Annotated in this window: 17 protein-coding genes and 1 pseudogene; 15 read left to right on the plus strand and 3 right to left on the minus strand. The window is 55.2% G+C overall.

Features of this window, described 5'->3' with window-relative positions:
- Positions 1–200, plus strand: a pseudogene (locus tag ACTTKG_RS01180) (transposase); the annotation flags it as partial.
- Between the two features lie 104 nt (positions 201–304).
- On the opposite strand, the gene ACTTKG_RS01185 reads toward ACTTKG_RS01180, so the two are convergent.
- Positions 305–535, minus strand: coding sequence for a hypothetical protein (locus tag ACTTKG_RS01185; RefSeq protein WP_442672432.1), 231 nt, complete (start codon positions 533–535; stop codon positions 305–307).
- 22 nt (positions 536–557) lie between these two features.
- Positions 558–1,511 carry a magnesium transporter CorA family protein gene (locus ACTTKG_RS01190; RefSeq protein ID WP_442672433.1) on the minus strand — a complete coding sequence of 318 codons (954 nt, stop codon included), beginning with the start codon at positions 1,509–1,511 and terminating at the stop codon, positions 558–560.
- 466 nt (positions 1,512–1,977) lie between these two features.
- Here ACTTKG_RS01190 and ACTTKG_RS01195 point away from each other — a divergent pair, with 466 nt between their 5' ends.
- Genes ACTTKG_RS01195 through ACTTKG_RS01210 form a run of 4 tightly spaced genes read left to right on the plus strand, consistent with a single transcriptional unit; the run spans position 1,978 to position 10,342 of the window.
- Positions 1,978–6,231, plus strand: a complete 4,254-nt coding sequence (locus tag ACTTKG_RS01195) for an acyl-CoA dehydratase activase-related protein (protein WP_442672434.1) — start codon at positions 1,978–1,980, stop codon at positions 6,229–6,231.
- Between the two features lie 17 nt (positions 6,232–6,248).
- Entirely contained in the window at positions 6,249–7,490 is a 1,242-nt protein-coding gene (locus ACTTKG_RS01200; RefSeq protein WP_442672435.1) for a DUF445 family protein, read from the plus strand.
- Positions 7,490–8,785: a DUF445 family protein gene (locus ACTTKG_RS01205; RefSeq protein WP_442672436.1), complete on the plus strand. Its 1,296-nt coding sequence runs from the start codon at positions 7,490–7,492 to the stop codon at positions 8,783–8,785. The genes ACTTKG_RS01200 and ACTTKG_RS01205 overlap by 1 nt, the downstream gene beginning before the upstream one ends.
- A 21-nt stretch (positions 8,786–8,806) precedes the next feature.
- Complete coding sequence (locus ACTTKG_RS01210; RefSeq protein ID WP_442672437.1) at positions 8,807–10,342, plus strand: tetratricopeptide repeat protein; 1,536 nt, start codon at positions 8,807–8,809, stop codon at positions 10,340–10,342.
- 52 nt (positions 10,343–10,394) lie between these two features.
- On the opposite strand, the gene ACTTKG_RS01215 is transcribed toward ACTTKG_RS01210, so the two are convergent.
- Positions 10,395–10,862 carry an S-adenosylmethionine decarboxylase family protein gene (locus ACTTKG_RS01215; RefSeq protein ID WP_442672438.1) on the minus strand — a complete coding sequence of 156 codons (468 nt, stop codon included), beginning with the start codon at positions 10,860–10,862 and terminating at the stop codon, positions 10,395–10,397.
- A gap of 138 nt (positions 10,863–11,000) precedes the next feature.
- On the opposite strand from ACTTKG_RS01215, the gene ACTTKG_RS01220 reads away from it, so the two are divergent.
- The 10 genes from ACTTKG_RS01220 (at position 11,001) to rpsA (ending at position 22,382) form a co-directional block, all read left to right on the plus strand.
- Complete coding sequence (locus ACTTKG_RS01220) at positions 11,001–11,795, plus strand: 5'-methylthioadenosine/S-adenosylhomocysteine nucleosidase (RefSeq protein ID WP_442672439.1); 795 nt, start codon at positions 11,001–11,003, stop codon at positions 11,793–11,795.
- Positions 11,796–12,101: 306 nt separating this feature from the next.
- Positions 12,102–15,497: a DNA polymerase III subunit alpha gene (locus tag ACTTKG_RS01225; protein ID WP_442672440.1), complete on the plus strand. Its 3,396-nt coding sequence runs from the start codon at positions 12,102–12,104 to the stop codon at positions 15,495–15,497.
- A 21-nt stretch (positions 15,498–15,518) separates the two neighbouring features.
- Positions 15,519–15,710: a hypothetical protein gene (locus ACTTKG_RS01230; protein WP_442672441.1), complete on the plus strand. Its 192-nt coding sequence runs from the start codon at positions 15,519–15,521 to the stop codon at positions 15,708–15,710.
- Positions 15,711–15,763: 53 nt separating this feature from the next.
- Positions 15,764–16,492 (plus strand): pseudouridine synthase, encoded by a 729-nt coding sequence (locus tag ACTTKG_RS01235; RefSeq protein ID WP_442672442.1) that lies wholly within the window; start codon positions 15,764–15,766, stop codon positions 16,490–16,492.
- Positions 16,489–17,751, plus strand: a complete 1,263-nt coding sequence (locus ACTTKG_RS01240; protein WP_442672443.1) for an NAD(P)/FAD-dependent oxidoreductase — start codon at positions 16,489–16,491, stop codon at positions 17,749–17,751. The genes ACTTKG_RS01235 and ACTTKG_RS01240 overlap by 4 nt, the downstream gene beginning before the upstream one ends.
- A 19-nt stretch (positions 17,752–17,770) precedes the next feature.
- Positions 17,771–19,075, plus strand: coding sequence for a 3-phosphoshikimate 1-carboxyvinyltransferase (gene aroA, locus ACTTKG_RS01245; RefSeq protein ID WP_442672444.1), 1,305 nt, complete (start codon positions 17,771–17,773; stop codon positions 19,073–19,075).
- Between the two features lie 11 nt (positions 19,076–19,086).
- Positions 19,087–19,749: a (d)CMP kinase gene (gene cmk, locus ACTTKG_RS01250; RefSeq protein ID WP_442672445.1), complete on the plus strand. Its 663-nt coding sequence runs from the start codon at positions 19,087–19,089 to the stop codon at positions 19,747–19,749.
- Positions 19,746–20,351 carry a lysophospholipid acyltransferase family protein gene (locus tag ACTTKG_RS01255; RefSeq protein WP_442672446.1) on the plus strand — a complete coding sequence of 202 codons (606 nt, stop codon included), beginning with the start codon at positions 19,746–19,748 and terminating at the stop codon, positions 20,349–20,351. The genes cmk and ACTTKG_RS01255 overlap by 4 nt, the downstream gene beginning before the upstream one ends.
- An 82-nt stretch (positions 20,352–20,433) precedes the next feature.
- Positions 20,434–21,264, plus strand: a complete 831-nt coding sequence (gene ispH, locus ACTTKG_RS01260; protein WP_442672447.1) for a 4-hydroxy-3-methylbut-2-enyl diphosphate reductase — start codon at positions 20,434–20,436, stop codon at positions 21,262–21,264.
- The gene (gene rpsA / locus ACTTKG_RS01265) at positions 21,261–22,382 is read left to right on the plus strand and encodes a 30S ribosomal protein S1 (protein WP_442672461.1); all 1,122 of its coding nucleotides are present in this window, start codon (positions 21,261–21,263) and stop codon (positions 22,380–22,382) included. Before ispH ends, rpsA begins: the two co-directional genes overlap by 4 nt.
- The last annotated feature ends 58 nt before the right edge of the window (positions 22,383–22,440 follow it).

Here is a 22,440-nt window from a genome sequence, read left to right on the forward strand (position 1 = left end):
AATGGAATCAAAAAGACTTCGAAGAGGCCAGTTTTGAAGAAGGCATGGAACGTGGCATGGAGCGTGGACGTGAGCAGGGGAAGGTCGATATTGTTTTGGAGATGCTGCGTGACAAGCTGCCGCTTGAGACGATTGCACGCATATCGAAGTTCTCCACGGAGCGCGTGCAGGAACTTGGCAGGATGCACAGTTTGCTTTGATGTAGCACTATCTGGGCGATTTCATTTTAGCAGCGCTTCCTTGTGTTTTTTGAAACCACAAAGCCCGCGAAAGAATGATGAATTCCTTCGCGGGCTTTCGTGTTTCAGCACGAGCTGTTTCCGAGCCTTGGATGTACGGCAGGGTGCAGGCTACGAATTCTTATGAGGCGCAGCGCTTCTTTGACATCCACATCGTCGCGCATATCGTTGACTTCGTAAATGCAAACAGGTTCTTTGACGCCGATTTCGCTCGCGGGCATATAGACGTATTCTGCGGTGTTTGTGTCGCCGAAGATGACGCCGTTCTTGAGCTCGGATTCGATGAGTGATGCCATGACTGCCTCCGATTCATACTTTTCAAAACATATTTTTGCGCCATAGAATGTACGACGATGCACCGGCGATGACGGCGGCGAGGACAGCGATGGAGAGAAATGCCGTAGAGTCGTCTGCTAAGGGGACGGGGACGTTCATGCCGAAGAAGCTCGATATGACTGTGGGAATCGCAAGGATGATCGTCATGGCGGCGAGGAACTTCATCACGAGGTTCTGATTGTTCGAGATGATCGAGGTGAAGGTGTCCGCCATGCGCGCGAGAATTTTGCTGTAAAGTTCGACCATCTCTCGCGCCTGTTTGTTTTCTATGATGACGTCCTCAAGGAGATCTTCATCTTCCTCGTAAATCTTGATGATGGGCGTCAGAGCTTGATTGGAGCGCAGCCGCAAGAGCTTATCGAGAACGGCGCCGTTCGAGCGCAGGGCTGCGCTGAAGTATGTCAAGCCTTTCTGCAATTCGAGGAGGCGCAGGATGTCGCTGTTTTCCATCGAACGGCGCAGGTTCAGTTCGATCTCGTCTGAGTGCTTGCTGATTTGCCGGAGATAGCGCAGGTAGAAGGTCGCCGACTTGTAGAGAATCTGGAAGAGGAAGCGCGTTTTTTTGAAGGTGCGGAAGAGTTTTGCCGTATTTTCGTTGAATTCCGAGAGCACGGGCGTATCCTCTAAGCAAACGGTGATGAAATAGTCATCCGTCAGAATGATGGCGAGCGGCAGCGTGTCGTAACTGTCTTGCCCGCGCATGACGGGAACATTCGTTAGAACCATGACGGAGTTGTCTTCGACATCCGTATGAGAACGCTCCTCGTCGTCGAGGGCGGAGCGCAGAAAATCCGGCTCGACCTCCGTGAGGTTGCTGACGACTTTGAGTTCATAGGGCGTAGGATCGATGATGTTGATCCATGCGCCTTTTTCAAGCGTCTTGAGCGTCAAGGGCTGCAAGGGACCGCTCTCAAGGGACTTGAAAATCTTGAGCATAAGGGAATCTCCTTTCGCGGAAACTTCCCGATCTCAAATGTGCGCTGTGGTGCGGAAAGGGATGCTTCCGAGCATTTTCTTTTTACTTGTGGTGCAACTAGGGTGATCGCCGTCCATTTCCTCACCAGCTTTCCTTAATCTATACGAATAATAATGATTCCTTCCCAATATTACCACGAAACCTCAAGAAGTCAAGTCCGAAGGGCGCAGACTGATTGGTTAGGCTTCTGCAAGATGTGAGGATATATGTACAGCATGACACTGTGATGATGCTATCGCTGGGAGCAGTATTAAAAGCAAACCGTGCCCGCGCAGATTATGAGGAAACAATTATCCTTGAATCCCGAGAGAAAAAGCGTTAGAATATGAAGATGGATTTGATATTTTCTTGTGTCTTTCGGCAAAGCTTCTGCCGGACAGTTGCATCATACAGAACGCTACATCATAGATTCCAGGCGGTGAGTTCATGAATTCTATATTTGATGTGGGAATGGACATCGGCTCGACGACGATCAAGCTCGTTGTTCTCGATCATGAAAAGAACATCGTGTATAAAAACTACGCACGCCATTTTTCGGAGATCGGCGCTTCTCTCTGTGAGAATCTGGCAAGCCTCAAAAAAATTGTCGGCGGCGAGAAGTTTTCTTTCGCGCTGACTGGCTCGGCGGGCATGGGCGTCGCACAGCATATCGGGCTGCCTTTCGTGCAGGAGGTCATCGCGTGCGCTTCCGCTGTGAGGTCGCTGATTCCGGAGACGGATACGGTCGTCGAGCTTGGCGGCGAGGACGCCAAGGTGACGTACTTCGGCGATGCACCCGAGCAGCGCATGAACGGCGTTTGCGCGGGCGGCACGGGTTCTTTCATCGATCACATGGCGTCGCTCCTTTCGACGGATGCGGCAGGGCTTAACGCGCTTGCAGCGAAGGGGAAGCAGATCTATACGATCGCTTCTCGCTGCGGCGTCTTTGCCAAGACGGATATCCAAGCGCTGATGAACGATGGCGTGGAAAAGGCGGATATTGCCCTTTCCGTTTTTCAGGCTGTCGTCAATCAGACGATCAGCAATCTCGCGCAAGGTCGTCCGATTGCAGGCAAAGTCGCATTTCTTGGCGGTCCATTGCACTTTTTGGCGGTTCTGCGGCAGCGTTTTATCGAAACCTTGCAGATTGCTCCCGAAAACGTCATCGAAGCGCCCGATGGCAATTATTTTGTCGCGCTCGGTGCAGCGCTCTCGAATGAAACGGAAATCGTCGATATGGCGCGTCTGGAAACGAGCATCGAAAAAGCGCGTGATGTCGCGTCGAAGGAGACGCGACAGGCGGATTTCACGCTCTTTTCCAGTGCGGCGGACTATGCGGCGTTCAAGGAGCGCCACGACCGCGCGAGGGTAAAGCGCGGCGATCTCACCGCGTATGAAGGGCCGATCTACATCGGCATCGACGCTGGGTCGACGACGACGAAGCTCGCGGCGATCGGTACGGGACGCGAGCTTCTCTACACGTCGTACGGCAGCAATCAGGGATCGCCGCTTCATACGGTCATTCGCGAGCTGAAGGGGCTTTACGCCGCGATGAACGAAAGGACGTATATCGCGGGCGCACTGACGACGGGTTACGGCGAGGCGATTGTCAAGGCGGCGATCCATGCGGATGCGGGTGAGGTCGAGACGTTCGCCCATCTGCGTGCGGCGCAGGAGTTTTGCCCCGAGGTCACGTTCGTTATGGACATCGGTGGACAGGATATGAAGTGCTTTTTTGTCAAGGATGGCAGTATTGGCAACATCACGCTCAACGAGGCCTGTTCAGCGGGTTGCGGCTCCTTCATCGAGAACTTTGCGCAAGGCCTCAATATGACGGCGGGGGAGTTTGCCGCTATGGCGATGGAGTCGAAGGCGCCCGTCGATCTTGGCACGCGCTGCACGGTTTTCATGAATTCCAAGGTCAAGCAGGCGCAGAAGGACGGTGCGGCGGTCTGCGATATATCGGCGGGCATCGCTTTTTCCGTCATCAAGAATGCGCTCTTTAAGGTCATGCAGCTCAAGGATGTCAAGGAACTTGGCGAGCACATCGTCGTGCAGGGCGGCACGTTCTACAACGACGCCGTCCTGCGCTCGATGGAAAAGCTCATCGAGCGTGAGGTCGTACGCCCCGATATATCGGGCCTCATGGGCGCGTATGGCGCGGCGATTCTCGCACAGGAAGAGGGGCTTGCGCGTTCGTCGATTCTCTCTGCTGATGCTCTGGACGATTTTTCTGTAGAGACGCGTTCGTATCGCTGCAAGCACTGTGGCAATCAGTGTCTTATTACGATGCAGAAGTTCAGTGATGGCGGCAAATACTTCACGGGTAACCGCTGTGAGCGCGGCGTCGGCAAAGCGAAGCGCGAGGATCGGGAAGCGGCGAACATCTACGATTATAAGTATAAGCGACTTCTTGCCTACTATGTACCGCTGACAGGAGCCGCTGCGCCGCGCGGTGCGATCGGTCTGCCGCGCGGACTGAACATGTATGAGGACTATCCTTTCTGGTTCACATTCTTCACGCAGCTCGGCTACGAGGTCGTACTGTCGGATAAGTCGTCGGCGGCGCTCTACTACAAGGGCATGGCGACGGTGCCGTCGGATTCACTCTGTTATCCGGCGAAGCTCGTGCATGGGCATATCGTGGATCTCGTGGAAAAGGGCGTCCGAAAGATTTTTTATCCGTGCATCCCCTTCAATGTCATCGACGAGCAGCATCCGGGCGACAATCACTACAACTGCCCGGTCGTTGCTTCCTATGCGGAGAATATCCGTGCCAATATGGACGTGCTGCGTGAAAAAAACATCGAGTTTCTGCAGCCCTTTTTGCCGCTTGACGACAAGAAGCGCATGGTTGAGCGCCTTTTTGAGGAACTCGGCGCATCCGAAGGAATTTCCAAGGGCGAGATCAAGGAAGCGGCGCTCGCCGCCTACGCGGAACTTGAGAACTACAAGCAGGACGTGCGTGATTACGGTGTGAGCATCCTGCGCGAGATCGAGCGAACGAAGCAGCCTGCGATACTGCTCGTCGGCAGACCGTACCACATCGACCCCGAGATTCATCACGGCATATCCGACATGATCGCTTCCTACGGTCTTGCCATCCTGTCGGAGGACGCCGTTTATCATCTGCCTGTCAAGGGTGCGGGACTCAACATCGTCAACCAGTGGAGCTATCATGCACGCCTTTATCACGCGGCGCATTTCGTCGCCGAGCATGAAAATCTGACGCTCATTCAGCTCAGTTCTTTCGGCTGCGGGCTTGATGCTGTGACGACAGGGCAGGTCAAGTCGATTCTCGAAAGCCATCATCATATCTATACGATGATCAAGCTCGACGAGGTCAGTAACCTCGGCGCGGCTCGCATACGTCTGCGCTCTTTGATCGCGGCTCTCGCGCGATGCAGAAAGACGCCGTTTCAGCCGAAGCCGTCCGAGGAACGTCCGCGCTTCACGGAGGAGTGCCGCCGCACGCATACGATTCTCGCGCCGCAGCTCGCGCCGATTCATTTCAGCTTCGTGCGCCCCGTGCTCGAAAAGCATGGCTATAAGGTCGTCGTGCCGGCTTTGCCGGACAAGGCGGCGATCGATCTCGGGCTGCGCTATGTGAACAACGACATGTGCTATCCCGCCATCGTCGTCATTGGTCAGCTCCTCGCTGCGCTGCAATCGGGCGAGTACGATCCCGATCACACGTCGATCCTGCTGTTTCAGACATGCGGGCCGTGCCGTGCGACGAACTATATGGCGTTGATGCGCCAGGCTCTGAAGTATGCGGGCTATCCGCAGGTACCTGTATTCGCGTGTTGGGGACTCGAAACGGATGCGTTCTCGCTCGACCGAAGCTGCTTCGTTGACGCAATCAAGGCTTTCCTTTACGGCGACCTGCTGCAAAAACTGAGAAATGCGGCCTTGCCGTATGAGAGGGAGCAGGGCGCAGTGCAGCGACTGTATGAAAAGTGGCATGAAAAATGCCTTGCCGAGCTTATGGATGGAAGCTATTTCAAGTATGCGGAGACGGTCAGGCGCATGGTGCAGGATTTTGATGCGCTGCCGCTCATCGAGGGGCTTTGGAAGCCGAAAGTTGGTATCGTCGGCGAGATTCTCGTCAAGTATCATCCTGTAGCGAACAATCACATCGAGGAAGTTTTGATCGAGGAGGGCGCCGAGGTCGTCATGCCGGATTTTGCGGATTTTTTCCTTTACATGGCGTACGATTCCATCGTCGAGCGCGAGCTTTTCGCAGGTAAGCTCAAGGACAAACTGTTTGCGCAGATGTTCATCAACCTCGTCGAGTTCTTTCGCCGTCCCATGCGCAAGGCTTTGAAGAAGAGCCGCCGCTTTACGCCGCCGTACAAGATCAGTGAGACGGCGCGTCTGGCGAAGAAGCATGTCTCGCTTGGCAATATGGCAGGCGAAGGCTGGTTCCTCACGGGAGAGATGGTCAAGCTCATTCATGAGGGTGTGCCGAATGTCGTCTGCCTGCAGCCTTTCGGCTGTTTGCCGAATCACATCACGGGCAAAGGCGTCATCCACAGTCTTAGAAGCGACTACAAAGGGGCGAATATCGTGGCGATTGACTGCGACTCGGGATCGTCGGAAGTCAATCAGCTCAACCGCATCAAGCTGATGCTGGCGGTCGCCAAAGAGCATAGCCCGTATCGGCAGTCCGTCTCGGCGGACGACGCCGAACGGCGTTGAGAGCTTGGAGGATCGACATGATCTTGCAAAAAAAGTATAAGGCGACACTCGCGCTTTGCGTAAGCATCATCGGTACGCTCGCTGTCCTTCCTATGGTCGGCAGAGGCTTCTTCTGGGATATCCTGGAGGCGGCGTTCCTTGCCTCAACGGTTGGCGGACTTGCCGATTGGTTCGCGGTCACGGCGATTTTTCGAAAGCCCTTGGGCATCTCTTATCGTACGGACATCCTGCGCAGGAACCGCGCACGCATCATGCAGGCGCTCGTTGACTACGCCGCAAATGATCTTCTAAGCGCGGCGAACATTATGAATGTTGCGCGGAACATCAACATGGCGCAGATGTTTTGCGCCTATCTTGTGGATCGCGGTGGACGCGGGCGCATCAAGGACGTCGCTTTCACCGTGCTTTCACGCGCGGCTGAGACAATGGATACGGTGTATATCGCTGAGCGCGTCTGGCCAGCCATCCGCGAGAGCCTGAAGAGTTTTCCCTTGGAGAAGTTTTTGCTGCGGCTCTTCGATATGCTTGCCGAAGAACAGAACCGTGCGCGTATCCTGCATGTGGCGCTTCGCGCCCTGCGCCGCACGCTGCATGATGCGAATATGCAGGAAATCCTCATGGAAAATATTCGCGAAGTGCGCGAAAGCTATGAACGACAGGCGTCGCTTCGGATGACAGTCATTCAGGCGATGGACTTGAGCGATGCGCGTCTGAAGGAGATCGCCGTCCGCCATATCGACGCTTATCTCGCCGCAATGCTCAAGGGCGAAGGTGAAGCGTATGAACGGCTTGCGGCGGTTTTTCGAGAAATTCTGCATTCTTTAGGCAAGAATGATTCCTTGAAGCAGGCGATTGCCGCCTGGAAAAAAGATTCCTTCGAGCGGCTGGATCTCTCGGCGCAGTTCGCCCTTTGGCTTGAGCGCAATGTCAAAGGGGATGCGCCCTTCTGGCGGGAGCCGCTCTTTCTGTTGCTGGATGCCAAGATGGATGAGTTCATTGAGAAAAAGAGCCTGCAGCGCCGTGTTGACGCCATGTTCAAGAATCTTCTCGAAAGTGAGCTGCACGATCATCATGCCGTCATCACACAAATGGTCAAGGAAAGACTGGAGAGTTTTTCTGATGATGAACTCGTCGCCTTTGTAGAGAGCCGTGTTGACGACGATCTGCAGATGATTCGCATCAACGGATCCGTCGTCGGGGCGATGGCAGGTATGTTGCTGTTTCTCATCGCATACCTTGTAGAAAGGGCGGTGGGCTGATGTTTTGGCGTTCGTGGAACAAGGCGGATAAGACGCTGCTCTTGGCTGCCGTCATTTTCTTCCTGGCGCTCGCGTTGGTCATCGCATATCCGAAGAGCCTCCTCGCGCGCGGCTTTCTTGCCTGCGCTGACGCAGCGCTCGTCGGCGGCATCGCCGACTGGTTCGCGGTGACGGCGCTCTTCAAAAAGCCGTTGGGATTCCCGTGGCACACGGCGCTTTTGCCGCGCCGACGCGAATCCTTTATCGAGGCGTCGGTCACGCTCGTGCAGAAAGAGTTCTTCTCACGCCGCAAGATTTTCCAAGCCTTGCAGCATATCAATCTTGTCACGCGCCTGATCGAATTTTTGCGCGAGACGGCTGTGCAGGAGAAACTCGTGCTGCAATTCCTGCACTATGTACGCAGCTTTGCCATGCACATCGACCGCGAACAGCAAGCGGGGGCTTTTGCTGATGAGATGCGCGGCGAGTTGTCACGGACGCGCCCGGCGGAGATTTTTTCGCTGATCGGGCGCTGGATGCGTGATGATGAGCGCGATCATGTGCTCGTCAGTCGCGCGGCTCAGTTTCTCGCTGATAAGATCGCCGCTCCGGCATTTTCCGAAAAAGTCGAGGACTTGCTCTTCAACTATGCAAAGGAAAATACAAAAGGTGCGTGGGGAAAGTTTTTGCTTGGCATCGGACAGATGACGGATGTTTTGAACTTCTCGGATCTTGCGGAGCTTGTGCGCCGCCAAGCGCTTTCTGTTTTGATGGAATTGGCAAAGCGGGATTCGCCGCTGCAGCAGGAATTTCTTTCTATCTGCTATGCGAAAGCGGAAGAATTGTGTACAGATGAGGATTTTTGCGCGTTCTCACTGGAGCTTCGCGACACCTTGCTTGCGGGATTGCCTTTGGAAGAGGCGATTGAGCGAAGTTTGGCGTTTGTGCAGAAGCACTTCTTCGCGCCGCGGCAGAGACGCAGTTTCGATGCGGTGCTGCCCATGCTGCGAGAGAACTTTTCCGCCGTACTTGTCGAAGAGCTTCGACGTACGCTCGTGCTTTTCAGTGAAGATGAGAAGATGCAGCGAGCGATCAATCGTTTCCTCTACGATCTTGCGGCACGTTCGGCGCTCGCGGCGCAGGAGCTTGTCGGCATCATTGTGCGCGACGTACTCGCGCGGCTGACCGATGAGCAGCTCAATCATCTTGTTTATGATAAGGTCGAGCCGGATCTCCTGTGGATTCGTATGAACGGCTCCATTGTCGGTGCAGGAATTGGTCTTATCATCTTCGTAATTCTTCAGATCGTGCATTGAGTATTTATATGAGGTGATTTCGTGAAAAAAGAGATAACGACGGCAGCTTTGGCTGCGATTTTAGCAGGCTCGGTTGCTTGGGGCTTTGCTTCTCTTGCTGAGGCTTCGGCGGTGGACGATGCGCTTTTACGCGCATGGGGGACGTTTACGCCTGAAGATTCTGTCGAGCCGCAGAAATCAAACGTACAGCAGCATGAAGATCAGCGGCGAGGGCAAGAGATGCCGGACAAGGAAGCGTCTGAGCAAAAGCAAGAGTCCGTGCGCGAGGAGCGTCGCGAGCAAAAGCCCGCAGCGAATGCCTCTGTTTCTAGGAATAGCGTGAAAGCGGAACAGCTGCCATCGGTGCAAGCCGATCAGGCGACGCATGACGGAGCCGCAGGGCAGGGAGAAGCTGCTGATTTATCGCCGGATTTCGCAGCGATTCAGCGCGGTATCGCAAGCTACCGAAAGCATGATCTCGATGCTGCTTATCGTGATTTCAATTGGGCAATTGAAATCAATGGTGAGAATCCGATGGCTTTCGTCAATCGCGGCATTGTACTGCGTGAGATGAAGCGTTATGAAGATTCGCAGAAGGATTTTCGTATGGCGCAGTCCCTCGATCCGAAAAATGCACTGATCGAATTCGAGATGGGACTGACCTCGATCGCGCAAAACGACGGCAGTGCGGCGCTTGCGCATTTGAATCAAGCCGTTGCGCTGCAGCCAAATGATCCGGGGACGCAGCTTTATCGCGCATCATTGCTCTATCGCCTGGGGCGTTTCGACGAGGCGATCGCCGACTATACGCGAGTGCTCGAAAAGGCTGACGATGCACTCAAGCCGCGAGCTTACATCGAGCGCGGTTTGGCGAGGGAGCAGAAGCAGGATTTCGTTTCAGCTGCGGCAGATTATACGGCGGCGTTGATGATCGAGAAGGACAATATCCCTGCATTGAGCCGCCGCGGCGCTTGCTTGGAACGCATGGGCAAGCATGAAGAGGCGATCCTCGATTTCTCTCATCTCTTGGAAGTCGTACCCGCTGAGAACGCCTCGCTCGTTTACTTCAATCGTGCGGGCAGCTACCGTGCCTTGAAACAGATGGATGAAGCCGTCGCCGACTATACACATGCTTTGGAACATGCGACGGACGTATTGCCCGTCTATATTGAGCGTGCGATCTGCTATCGTCTGATGGAGCGCAACGAAGAGGCTTTGCTCGACATCGAAAGAGCGCTGGCGATTGAGCCGAAGAATCCGGACATCTTGAACCTGCGTGCAATTGAAAAGATCAAACTCAGCGATATCGAAGGCGCACTCGTCGATCTCGATGCGGCAATTGCGCTCAATCCACAGAATGCAGCATTCTTGGGCAACCGCGCGGGCGTCTTGGAGAATATGGGTGAAAAGGCGAAGGCAATCGACGACTATACGGCGGCGCTTCGCATCGAGCCGAATAACGCATCCTTTTACTATCGGCGCGGCTATCTCTACCGCTTATCGGGCAAACTGGCAGAATCCGAGAGTGACTACAAAGCCGCGACGGCGATTCAACCGAATCTGCCCGCCTATCCGTGACATAAAAACACCTGTGGTTTCATAGAAAAAGGCTGCCGATTGGCAGCCTTTTTCAAAAGTTTTTATTGCGGTTACGCCGCGCGAGCAGACGTATGACCTTTGCACCCGTGTTGTGGATGCGTCGAAGCGGCGCGACTCGTGATTTGATCTTTGGTTTCATATCCTTGACCGTGCCGAAATCGCCGCGCTTGAGGAATGTCGTGCGGATCTTCTCGGGTTTGAAGAACTTCCGCAGCCCCTTGAAGAGCGTTTCAGGCTCGGCATCAGCATCGCAGAGGAAGATGTCTCCTGCCGCATAGCGAAGCTCTGTGTAAGTATGTAGCGCAAGGTGACCTTCTCGAAGCGCGAGGAGGATGACGAAATGCCCCTTTTCAATGATCTGCGTGTCGATTTGCAGAACATGAAAGCCTGTTTCTTCCGCGAGCCGCCGAAGAGCAGCAACGGTCATTTCCATATTGAGCAGTTTGTTTTCTTTGCAGTTGTATAGGTCAGCAGTCAGGTGCCGCGCAAGAATCTTCAAGAGGGAATCGCTCCTTTACCATAAAGTATCACTAATGTACTCATTTTTATTATAGGGGATTTATTTGACAATGTAAAGCGAAAGGCGTATAATAATTCACATTTGTAGTTATGAGGAAATTTTAACGGAGGGAACACGATGGCAGGAGGATTGTTGGATCGCGAGGGAAAGGCATATACGGGCGTACGTCCCTTGCTCATTCAAGGCGCGATGAAAGTGGAAACAAGTCACATGGTCGAGCAGCTCGATGAGCTTGAAGAGTATCGGCTCGGCGAGTGGTACTTCGCCGCGGGCAGCTATCATGGCGTGCCGCTTGCTGTTTCGCGTACGCAGTGGGGCTTGGCGAATGCGGCGGCGACTACAGCGCTTGCTATGGAGTTTTTCCGTCCCGTCGCCATCATCAATCAAGGTACAGCAGGCGCACACGATCCCGCCTTAAAAAACTTCGATATTGTCGTCGGCAGGGAGACGGTCAATATATCGGCGTGGAAGTCACATTTTCGTGCAAGCGGCATGGGTGTCGATGAGACGGCGCTCGACAAGCTCGGTGTTTTTGCCTACGATAAGGATGAGCATCGCTTCACGCAGGAGGTCTACCACAAAGCGGATGAAGGTCTCTTCCAAGCGGCGATTGCGCGGAAAGATTTCTATACGAAAGGGCGTGTGACGGAGGGTGTCGTCGGCACGGCGGACAGCTGGAACTGCCAAGTCGACCGCGTGCTCTTTCTGCATGATTTCTACGGCACTGCCGTCGAAGAGATGGAGGGCGATGCCGTTGCGCAGATTTGTCAGACGTATGACGTGCCGTTCCTCACGATCCGCGTCATTTCCAACACGGTTTTTGCAGGCGACGTTGATTGGGATCTCGCCGTCGGCGCAGCATTGCAGGAATATGTTCTTGCCGTTGCCGAAGCGTATATGAAGAAGCATTGAAGGTTGTTCAGCCGTCACGCGGCGCCAGCGTGATGTACAATGTGGTTGCGTGGTGAAAAAGCAGGGGGAAGCATTGCGCGTTTCCCCTGCTTTTTTATCTGTAAAAACCATGATTCGCCTGTATAATCTCTCATAATCCGTCGTGTTGAAAAATTGCTTGTTATTTGTTTGAATGCTTGTGGTTACTGGGTTTGTGGGTAGCTGCTATAAACCGCTATAATTATGCTATTGATAGGGAGCGGCTTATCTTTTATAATGGAAAGAACGAATCATTTAGCAAATACAGATAAATTCAGCGAGGTTGCCATGACGAAGATTCCCTTTGCACATCTGCACGTTCATACATGCTACAGTCTTCTTGACGGTGCGAGCCGCATTCCCGATCTTATCGCGCGCACGAAGGAACTCGGCATGGACTCCATTGCGATCACGGATCACGGCGCGATGTACGGCGTTATTGACTTTTATAAAGAGGCGAAGAAGCAGGGAATTCATCCGATTATTGGCTGCGAAGCGTATCTTGCGCCGGAGTCGCGCTTTGACCGTACCGAGGTGCGCGGCACTCGCTATTATCATTTGATTCTCCTTGCAGAGAACAACGAGGGATACAAAAGTCTTGTGAAGCTCATTTCACTTGCCAATACGGAGGGGATGTACTACAAACCGCGCGTCGATAAGGAGATTCTGCGAAAGTACAGCAAAGGGCTGATTTGTCTCAGCGCCTGTGTTGCGGGCGAGATCCCGCAGGCGATTCTTCGCGGTGAAAAGGAGCGTGCGGAAAAACTCGTTGAGGAGTATATTGACATCTTCGGTAGGGAGAATTTTTTTCTTGAGATTCAAAATCATGGTCTTGCTGATGAAAAAACGGCGTTTGCCGGTGTCATTGCGCTGGCAGAAAAGTTTGATATCGGACTTGTGGCGACGAACGATATCCATTATGTGCGCAAGAAAGACACGGAGGCGCACGATGTCCTGCTTGCGATTCAGACGAGCAAGGGTGTCAACGATCCGACGCGTATGCGTTACGCCGAAGGGGAGTTCTATATGCGCTCGCCCGAAGAGATGCAGGAGCTTTTCCAAGACCATCCCGAAGCGCTCGCCAATACGCAGAAGATTGCCGAGCGCTGCAAGGTCGATTTCGAGTTCGGGCGCCTGCATTTGCCGAACTTCCCCTTGCCCGAGGGCATGACGGACGATGCCTATCTCAAGCAGCTTTGCGAGGAGAATTTGCCGCGCTGCTACGAGGAAATCACGCCTGCTGTACGCGAGAGACTCGAATATGAACTTTCGATCATTCATCGCATGGGTTATGACAGCTATTTCCTCATCGTTTGGGATTTCATCAAGTATGCGCGCAGCGAAGGGATCGCCGTTGGTCCCGGGCGCGGCTCGGCGGCGGGCAGCATCGTCGCCTATCTTCTGGGCATTACGAACCTCGATCCTTTGAAGTATGAACTGCTTTTCGAGCGCTTTTTGAACCCGGAGCGCGTGACGATGCCCGATATCGACATCGACTTTTGCTACATTCGCCGCGAGGAGGTCATCGACTATGTGAAGCGCCGTTACGGCAGCGATCATGTGGCGCAGATCATCACCTTCGGCACGATGGCGGCGAAGGGAGCGATCCGTGATGTCGGGCGCGCGCTTGAAATGACGTATGCGAGCGTTGATCGCGTGGCAAAGGCTGTGCCGTCGGAGCTTGGCATCACGCTGGACCGTGCGCTTGCCGATTCGCAGGATTTTCGCAGCATCTATGAGGAGAGCGACGAGACGAAGCGGCTCATCGACTTTGCACGCAATCTCGAAGGATTGCCGCGTCACTCATCAACACACGCGGCGGGGGTCGTGATCGCACGCAATCCCCTGACCGACTATGTGCCTGTGCAGGTGTCGGACGGTACGCTCGTGACGGAGTACGACAAGGATCATGTGGAAGAGCTCGGGTTACTCAAGATGGATTTCCTCGGTCTGCGCACGCTCACGGTCATCGCCGACGCCTTGAAGAACATCAAGAAGAGCCGCGGCATCACGATCGATATTGACAAGATACCGCTCGAAGATGAAAAGACGGCAAAGATGCTTTGCCGAGGCGATACGGGTGCGGTCTTTCAGATGGAATCAGCAGGCATGACGAATCTCGTCAAGGATTTGCAGCCGAGAAACTTCCAAGACCTCATTCCGACGGTCGCACTTTACCGTCCGGGACCACTGGGCAGCGGTATGGTGACGGACTTCATCGCGGGAAGGCACGGTAAGAAGAAGGTAACTTATCTGCATCCTCTGCTCGAACCGATTCTCAAGGAGACGTTCGGCGTCGTGCTTTACCAAGAGCAGGTCATGCAGGTGGTGCAGGTGCTCGCGAACTTCACGCTCGGGCAGGCGGACATCCTGCGCCGCGCTATGGGGAAGAAGAAGCACGACGTTCTGATGTCGCAGCGCGAGACGTATATGAAAGGCGCCAAGGAGAACGGTATCGAGCCTGCGTTGGCGGAAAAGATCTTCGATCTTTTGACGCACTTCGCCGACTATGGCTTCAACAAGTCGCACAGCGCGGCGTACGCGCTCGTGGCGTGGCAGACGGCGTACTTGAAGGCGCACTATCCACAGGAGTTCATGGCGGCGATGCTCACGAGCATCATGGATACGAACGACAAGGTCGGCGTCTACATCGAGCTTTGCCGCCGTATGGGCATCAAGATCCTGCCGCCCGACGTCAATGCGAGCGAGGCGACGTTCAGCGTTGACGGCGATGCTGTCCGCTTCGGTCTTGCTGCCGTGCGAAACGTCGGCGAGGCGGCGATCAAGAGTCTCGCGGCTGTGCGTGAAGAGGGCGGCGCGTTCACCTCTCTCCTCGACTTCTGTACGCGCGTTGACATGCGCACGACAAACAAGCGCGTGCTCGAAAGCCTTATCAAATGCGGCGCTTTCGATTCGCTCGGTGCGCGTCGCTCGCAGCTTCTCGCTGTCTTGGAGCGCGTCGTCGATGTGGCAGCGCAAAAGCACGCGGATGCAGCGAGCGGGCAGATCGGTCTTTTCGGTGAAGCGGCGATGCAGGAGGCTGACGATGTCGCGTTGCCAGATATCGCCGAGGTCGATGCTGTGCAAAGGCTCGCGTGGGAGAAGGAGAACACCGGCTTCTTCATCACGGGTCATCCGCTCGATCGCCACGAGAAGAAGATCAAGAATCTTGTTTCCATCGCGGATATTCTGGACGGCAAGAAGAAGGAGCGTCAGCTCGTGCGCATCGGCGGCCTCGTCTCTTCAGCGAAGCGCATCGCGACGAAGAAGGGCGACACGATGTGTTTCATAGAGCTGGAAGATTACACACACTCGGTTGAGGTCGTCGTTTTCCCCGGGGTCTTTTATCCGCACGTAAATCTTCTTGTGCCCGATGCGGCGCTCGTCGTGCAGGGGCGCGTGAATTTCACGGATGACGGCGTCAAGGTGCTCGCCGATACAATCACTTCGCTCGACGACTATCGGCAGGATTACTACATCACGCTTGCTGAAGCGCATGATACGACGGCGACGCTTGAGACGCTATACGGCATCTTAGGCGCACATCCGGGCGAGCATGTCGTCTTTTTGAACCGAAAAGGTCGTTGGCAGAAATTGGAGCCGAAGTATTGGCTCGACGCATCTCCTGTCGTCGTGCAGGAGATAGAAGCGTTGCTGGGCAAGGGATCGGTGCTGCAAAGATAGCGCCGAAGGAGGAAGAATTTCATGTGGACTTCGATCTTTGTAGCTGCAACGAAGGGGCAGGCGGAAAAGATCTGCGAAAGGCTTGAGGCCGAAGGCATATTGACGGACAGAAAGTCGATCGACGCTTCGCGCAAGGCGAATTTCGAGATACGTGTTCTCGCCTCAGAAGTGGAAGAGGCGCGTGACATTGTCTGCAATATGGCGAACCTCTGAAAGATGTGCACGGGTTGACCTGTTTTGCTTCGTGGAGAGAATAAGGGGGACGTATGGAAGAGCGATTGCAAAAAATTATCAGCCGCGCAGGCATAGCTTCGCGCCGTAAAGCAGAGGAGATGATCGCCGCGGGGCGCGTGACAGTCGATGGCACAGTCGTGCGTGAGCCTGGCACGAAAGCAGATGCAGCGTCCGTGCGCATCGCTGTGGATGGCAAACTCCTGCCGAGAGAGGAGCAACGCGTCTATTTTCTACTGAACAAGCCCAAGGGCTATGTTTCAACGGCTGCGGATGAGCGAGGCAGGCGCACGGTGCTTGATCTCATACCCGTGAAGAAAACGCGTATCTATCCGGTGGGCAGACTCGATCAAAATACGGAAGGGCTGCTTCTCTTGACGAATGACGGCACTTTGACGCAGGCACTTCTGCATCCGCGCTTTCTCGTGCACAAGACATACCGCGCGAAGGTGGCGGGTGATCTCACGCCCGAAGCCCTCAAAAAATTGCGCGGCGGCGTCGAACTCGCCGATGGCAGGACGGCGCCGGCGGAAGTACGTGTTTACGGCACGACGGACAAGGGGCTCAACGAGGTTGAGGTGACGCTGCACGAGGGCAGGAATCGGCAGGTGCGTCGCATGTTCGAGGCGGTTGGCTGCGATGTGCGCTCCTTGAAGCGCACGCGCTTCGCGCAGCTTACCCTTGACGGCGTCAAGCGCGGCGCATATCGCCCGCTGACGAAGGCGGAGGTCAGAGAGCTTTACCGCCTTGTGGAGAAAATATGAGATCGCGGCGCATCATTGTCGTCGGCGCGGGACCGGCAGGCTTCATGGCAGCGGCGAAAGCGGCGGAATACGGCGCTTCGGTGCTTCTTTTGGAGAAGATGAAGCAGCCTGGGCGCAAGATGCTGATTACAGGCAAGGGGCGCTGCAATATCACGAATGCTGCACCCATCGCTGAGATCGTCAAGAATATCCCGGGCAACGGCTCATTTCTCTACAGTGCGCTGCATGCTTTTGACAACGAAGACGTGCGGGGCTTTTTCAGAGAACTTGGCATAGAGACGAAGGTGGAGCGCGGCGGGCGCGTTTTTCCCGTCAGTGATCGCGCCGCTGATGCGGTTGAAGCGCTCATCGCTTACCTCCATGAACTTGGTGTGAAGATTGAAACGGAGTCGCGTGTCGCCAAGATCCGCACAGAAGGCGGCCGTGCTGTAGGCGTCGTGCTTGCAAGCGGTGCGAAATTGACTGCCGATGCCGTCGTTCTCGCGGTCGGCGGCGCTTCGTATCCGGGCACGGGATCTACGGGAGACGGCTACGAGATGGCGCGGCGGCTGGGGCATACGGTCGGCGCAATCCTGCCGTCGCTCGTGCCGCTCGTCACGGAGGACGACTGGGTCAAGGATGCGCAGGGGCTGTCCTTACGCAATGTGCGCGTGACGCTTCTTGCCGACGACAAGAAAATCGGCGAAGATTTCGGTGAGATGATGTTTACGCATTTCGGGGTGACAGGCCCGATCGTGCTCTCTCTGAGCCGCGCGGCGGCGCGGGCGCTTGCAGCAGGAAAGTTCGTCGAGCTTGCGCTTGACTTGAAGCCGGCGCTTTCCCCCGAAATTCTTGCTGCGCGTGTGCAGCGCGACTTTGAAAAGTACCGCAACAAGGCGCTCAAGAACGCCATGCGTGATCTTCTGCCGGGCAAGCTCATCGAGCCTGTGCTCGATGCCGCGTATCTGCCGCCAGAAAAGCCCGTGCATGATCTGCGGCGCGAGGAGCGCCTACGGCTTTCTGAAACGATCAAGCACCTCGTGCTGACGGTGACAAAGACGCGTCCTCTTGCCGAAGCCATAGTGACGGCGGGTGGCGTTTCGACGAAAGAGATTCATCCCAAGACGATGGAGTCGAAGCTCGTGCCGGGGCTGTATTTCGCCGGTGAGGTCGTCGATGTGGACGGCTTTACGGGCGGCTACAATTTGCAGGCGGCATTTTCTATGGGCGCGGCGGCTGGGCGTTGGAGCGCTGCCGCACCCACGGAAAGTGAAATGTGATTTTGAAGGGAAGATGATGATGGCTGAGGGAAAAGAGATTCGTCCGGTGAAGCGAGGTCTGACGGGGACAATTCGCATACCGGGTGATAAGTCGATTTCGCACCGCAGCGTAATGTTTTCTGCCATAGCAAAGGGTAAAGTGCGCGTTATGAATTTCCTCGAAGCGGCGGACTGTCTGTCTACGGCAGCATGTATGCGCACTCTCGGCGCGGGTGTCGCTCGACAGGCAGACGGCGCGCTTCTCGTAACGGGCGTCGGACTACATGGACTCAAGGAGCCGCAGGGCGTTCTCGATGCGGGAAATTCGGGCACGACGCTGCGGCTCCTTTTGGGGATCTCGGCGGCGCAGCCATTTTTCTCGGCGTTTGCAGGCGACGCCTCACTCTCCGGACGTCCTATGGCGCGCGTCATTGAGCCGCTTTCGCGCATGGGCGCCGCGATCAAGGGCCGCGCGGGGAATCGCTTCCTGCCGCTTGCTGTACTGCCGCGCGAGGGGCGGCTTCGAGCGATGGATTATGAAAGTCCTGTCGCAAGTGCGCAGGTGAAATCGGCGATTTTGCTTGCGGGACTTTATGCGGATTCTGGGACGACACTCAAAGAGCCTGCACTTTCACGCGATCATACAGAGCGTATGCTCGGCGCTTTCGGTGCGACGCTTCGGCGCGAGGGTACCACGGTGACGATTGAGCCTGCCGATGAACTTTTTTCACCTGAAGAAATCATCGTGCCCGGCGACATCAGCTCCGCCGCCTATTGGCTCGTCGCGGCATCGCTGATCGAAGGCAGCGACCTCGTCTTAGAAGATGTCGGCGTCAATCCGACGCGCACGGGCATTCTTGAGGTGCTCTCGGATATGGGCGCGGACATCACGCTCTCGAACGAGCGCGAGAGCGGCGGTGAAGCGCTCGCCGACATTCGCGTGCGTGCAGCTTCGCTTCGCGGCGTTTCCTTTGGCGGTGCGATCATCCCGCGTCTCATTGATGAGATCCCGATTCTTGCCGTCGCAGCGCTCTTTGCTGAGGGGGATACCGTGATCTCGGGCGCGGCGGAGCTTCGCGTCAAGGAAACGGATCGCCTGAAGGCGGTGACGACGGAGCTTAATCGTCTCGCACCCGGGGCGGTAGAGGCGACGGAGGACGGTATGATCATCCGTGGCGACCGCGCACTTTCGCCTGCTGTCTGCCGTACATACGACGATCACCGCATGGCGATGTCACTTGCCGTAGCAGGCGCTGCAGGCGAGGGCGTGACGCTTGATGCGCCCGCTTGCATCAACATATCCTATCCGTCCTTTTTTGAAACCTTGGACAATCTCGTGCAATAGGAGGAAAGACGATGGCAAAGAAACTCGTAGTGGCAATCGACGGTCCGGCAGGCGCAGGCAAGAGCACGGCAGCCCGTCTCGCAGCGAAGGAGCTTGGCTACACTTACATCGACACGGGGGCGATGTACCGTGCCGTTGCATGGAAAGCGCTTAAGAAAGGCGAACCGCTGACGGACGAAAAGATCCTCTCTGCCGTTGCCGACATTGCGGTCGTCCTGCGGTACGATGGCGCAGCGACCAGAGTGTTTGTTGACGGTGAAGAGGTCACGGACGAGATCCGTACGCCTGCGGTCAGCGCCGTCGTCTCGCAGGCAGCGCGTCTTGGTCCCGTGCGTGAGAAGATGGTTGAGCAGCAAAGGCGCATGGCAGACGCGGGCGGCGTGCTCATGGATGGCAGGGACATTGCCACGCATGTTTTGCCGAACGCCGACGTCAAAATTTTTCTCACGGCTTCCTTGCAGGAGCGTGCGAAACGCCGCTGGAAAGAACTGAAAGAAAAAGGTTACGATATTACGCTTGCGGAGCTTGAAGCGGACATTGCGCGGCGCGACAAGGCAGACAGCGAGCGCGAGATTTCGCCGCTCATGCAGGCGGCGGATGCAGACCTGCTTGATACGACGGGCATGGACATAGCCGCCGTCGTCCGTGCCATCGTAGAAAGGTGCGAAAAATGATCTATGGTATGCTTCGCATTATTTTCGCCGTGCTTTTTTCCGTCGTTTTTCGCGCTAAAATCGAAGGAAGAGAAAATATGCCGAAAGAGGGACCTGTGATCTTGGCGGCGAATCACATGAGCAACTGGGATCCGCCGCTCTTGGCGACCTTTCTTTCGCGTCCCGTCAGCTACATGGCGAAGCAGGAGCTTTTTTTCAATGCTGTTGCGGACTACATTCTGCGATGCTGCCATTCGTTTCCCGTGAAGCGCGGTGCGGCGGATCGGGGAGCGATCAAAGCGGCTCTTGCGGAATTGAAAAAGGGCAACTGCCTCGGCGTTTTTCCGCAGGGAACGCGCAGTCGTCACGGCGAAAGGAAAAAGGCGGAGCCGGGGGTCGCGCTGCTTGCCGCCCTGGCGAAGGCGCCCGTCGTACCCGCCGCCATCATCGGCACCGACCATGTTTTTGCAAACGGTGGATTTTTGCCCAAACTGCGTGTCATCTACGGTAAACCGCTGATTTTTCAAGGCGAAAAGCAGGACAAACAAGCATTGCAGGATTTTTCACAAAAAATAATGGATGAAATTTACGTTATGATAAAAAATAATAGCATAAGTGATTGATTTTATGCTATAATATAACGTAGATTGCAGAAATAGGGAAAAGTTCGTTTCTGCGATACATTGGATATTTGGTGGTAGATATATGGAAGTATTTCTGGCAGAATCCCTCGGTTTTTGCTATGGCGTGAAGCGCGCGATCAAGATGGCGCGTGAGCAGGCCGCGCCTGACGGGTCTTCCTGTACGCTTGGCCCCATCATCCATAATCCGCAGATGGTTTCGCGTCTGGCGCAAGAGGGCGTCGGCATGGTCAATGCTCTGCCCGATTTGGATGAAGGGACGGTCATCATACGTTCACATGGGGTGGGTCCCCTCGTCTATGATGAAGCGAAGGAGCGCGGACTATTGCTCGTAGATGCGACATGTCCGCATGTGAAGAAGGCACAATCGACGGCGCATGAGCTTTTTCAAGAGGGTTATTCTGTCGTTATCGTAGGAGAGAAGTGTCATCCGGAGGTTAAGAGCATCTTCGAGTGGGCGGGCGGCGATGCTGTCATCGTGGATTCCATCGAAGGAGCAGAAGCCGTCGTACCGTGCGCACGCATGGGCATCGTCGCGCAGACGACGTTTTCCGGCGCGAAGTTCAAGGAAATCGTGCTCCATTTGCTGGACAAGTCGAATGATGTGCGCATCGTTCGAACGATATGTACGGCGACGGATCAGCGCCAGCAGGCGGCGATCAAACTCGCACAGCAAGTGGATCTGATGCTCGTCATCGGCGGTAAAAACAGCGCCAATACGACGCGTCTCGCGCAGTTGTGCGCCAAAGAATGCCAAACCTATCATATCGAAACTGTGGCAGAGTTGCAGGACGAATGGTTTGATAAAATCAAAAAAATTGGTATTACAGCCGGAGCTTCAACACCGGACTGGATTATCAAGGAGGTATATCAAAAGTGCAAGAACAGGACATGAAGAGTTTGCTTGAGGCTGAAGAAGAGTCCATGCAGGAGGTAAGGGAACACGATGTCGTAAAGGCTACGGTCGTCGCTGTCGACGATGGGCAGGCTTACGTCAACATCGCCGGTCTCAAGGCGGACATTCCCATCTCGAAGAGAGAGCTTGCTTCCCCCGAGCCGGATTCTGCGAAGGACGTCGTAAAGCTCGATGATGAGATCGAGGTCTTTGTCGTGAGCCTTGGCGGTGAAAACGGCGCGACGGTTTCGAAAGTGCGTGCTGATCGTATGGTCGCATGGAAGGAAATCGAGGCGCTCAAAGAGGACGGAAAGACGGTTGAGGCACAGATCACACAGGTTGTCAAAGGCGGTCTTGTCGCGTCTGTCAGCGGGCTGCGCGGCTTCATTCCGGCATCGCAGATGGAGCTTCACTTCGTCAAGGATCTTTCCATCTACGTCGGACAGACGGTGGAAGCCCTGCCGATTGAAATCGACATCCGCAAGCAGCGCCTTGTCCTTTCGCGCCGCAGTCTCTTGGAGGAAGAGCGCGAGAAGAAGCAGGAAGAAGTGTTTTCGAAGCTCGAAGTCGGGCAGATCATCCGCGGTACGGTCAAGCGCCTCGTCGAATACGGTGCATTCATTGATATCGGCGGCGTCGACGGTTTGGCACATATCTCCGATCTTGCGTGGCATCGCGTGAAACAGCCGTCGGATGTTCTTTCCGTCGGTGATGAAGTCGATGTCTATGTGAAGAACTTCGATCCCGAGACGAAGCGCATCTCCCTGTCTGTCAAAGATACGATGCGCGATCCGTGGCTCGATAAAGCGGAACGCTATGCCGAAGGTACGCACATCAAAGGCAAGATTATTAAACTTACGGATTTCGGCGCTTTCATGGAAATTGAGCCGGGATTTGACGGTCTGATTCCGATGGGTGAGCTTGCCGACCGCCGCATTGCGCGTGCGGATGAAGCGGTGCAGCTTGGCGACATCGTGAAGGTTAAAATCCTTCATATCGACATGAAGCGCAAGCGCATCTCGCTTTCCATCACGAGGGCGCAGCGCGACGCAGAGGTTTCAGACGTTTCCTATTACAAGGATGAACCTGTCACCAACGAGGAGAGCGGCGAAGCCTAAACCTCACAGCTGAATAAGAACAGTCGGGGAGTGATGAATATTCATCACTCCCTTATTC

It is taken from the genome of Selenomonas sp. (genome assembly GCF_052169755.1).
Taxonomy (GTDB): domain Bacteria; phylum Bacillota; class Negativicutes; order Selenomonadales; family Selenomonadaceae; genus Selenomonas.